Here is a 1,894-nt window from a genome sequence, read left to right on the forward strand (position 1 = left end):
TGCAGACCTTTCGTCATGGCCTCCTACCTTTCTTTCGGGCCCTTGTCAGGGCCGATTCGTTAGCGCCCCTCCGTGTGAGGCGTTATTGCTGACGACATATTTATATCCAAAATCAGCCCATACTTCCACCTTGCCCCCGAACGGTTTTTTATGAGGGGTGAACGGCATACACATATACTTCACGCATGGTACACTTTGACTTAATAAAGTGTATCTACGTGCTTAAACGCTTTTTTAACCGGAAAATCAATTGGAACTAATCTTTCTTAAACCACCCTCAATTTGCATATTTCACGCAAAGGTATGAATAGAATTCGCAATTCTTGCTATGTCTCAACCATTTTGATTTTTATTCAGAAAAAAGATCGTCCTATTCATTTTTAGCAACCAGGCTACCGTTTACCAGACGTTGGATACCGTTCACCGGAAGCTCAGTATACGGCCCCTCGGATACCCCGTCTGTTTTGCGTCTCTATTTGTAACAACTTGACTTTTTCGGCGATAAAGACAAACAGACCCGCCCCAAAGGGAGCGGGTCTGCATTCGGTACATCGAGGGCCCAGTAAGGATTAGGCCCTCGAAAGCCTCAAGGGGCTACCGATCGAACTCGGCCAGTGCCTCGCCCAGAAGCCTCAGGCCCTCGCGAAGAACGTCTTCACTCGCGCAGTAGCCCAGACGCGCGCCGCAGGGAAGCTCAAAGCGGCTGCCGGGAACCAGCAGCACTCCCCTCTCGGCCAACAGGCGCTTGCAGAACTCCTCATCGTCCTCGGGAATATCCAGCTGGATAAACGAGGTGGATACGCCCTGCGGCGCCGTCCAAGAGACGCGGCTCTGCGTATCGATCCATGCCTGAGCGATATCACGGTTGCCAAACACGATCTTACGGTTGCGCTCAAGGATCTTATCCTTGTGCTCGAGCACGTAGGTCGCCAGGGCGTCGTTGAACACGCCGCCGCAGATCATGGTGTAGTCACGATAGGTGCGGATGCGGTTGGAGACCTCTTCGTCGGCCACGACCCAGCCCACGCGAGCCGCAGGCGTCGAATAGGTCTTGGACACCGAGTTGGTGACGATGGCCTTCTCGTACACGTCGGCCATCGACATAAAGGCCTCGGTGTTCTCAAGCGGCAGGTACACCTCGTCGCACAGCACATAGGCACCCACCGAGCGGGCGATCTCGGCAATCTGGCCGAGCGCATCGGCATCGAGCACGGTACCGATGGGGTTCGATGCGTTGTTGATGCAGATGAGCTTGGTGGAGGACCGAACCAGGTGCTTGAGCTGTTCGATATCGGGCTTCCAGCCGAGCTCCTCGCGAAGCTCCCAGTACTCGACCTCGGCACCCAGCGTGCGCGGAATCTCGTAGAGCGGCGCATAGGTGGGCCACTCGGCAATCACATGGTCGCCGGGCTCGACCACGGCCATGATGGCATTGAGGTTCGCACCCGTGCAGCCGTTGGTCTGCAGGATGTGATCGGGATTGACCTCGCGACGATACAGCTTGGCGACTTCGGCCTTAAACTCCGGCGAGCCCTCGATCCAGCCGTAATTCATCTTCTCGCGATCCAGGCGGTCGCAGAACGTAGCACCGTCCTGCTCGTCAAGTGCGCGAAGCTCACCCATGGTCAGCGACGAGATCGTCGACTGAGCGATATCCCAGGTAGCACTCTTCTCCCAAACGTTGAGCCATTCCTCAACGCCAATTGTCTTGATATCCATGGCCACCTTATCTGATCTTAATTTAGCGTCAATAAACATGAATGGGACGGTGCGAAAGAACCGCACCGTCCCATTGGGAGACATCTAATGGCAGCTAGATGTTTGTATTAAGACCTGTACGGGTCTTTGAAAACCTTAGAGGTCCTCGCGCCAGAAGGGCATGCTCATGCAGCGC

1 protein-coding gene is annotated in these 1,894 nt (G+C 54.9%); it reads right to left on the reverse strand.

Annotated features, from left to right (window positions below):
- Window positions 1–594: 594 nt before the first annotated feature.
- Entirely contained in the window at window positions 595–1,719 is a 1,125-nt protein-coding gene (locus DWZ52_RS09770) for an aminotransferase (protein ID WP_118385434.1), read from the reverse strand.
- Between the last annotated feature and the right edge of the window lie 175 nt (window positions 1,720–1,894).

It is taken from the genome of Collinsella sp. AF33-16, assembly GCF_003475325.1.
Lineage (GTDB): Bacteria > Actinomycetota > Coriobacteriia > Coriobacteriales > Coriobacteriaceae > Collinsella.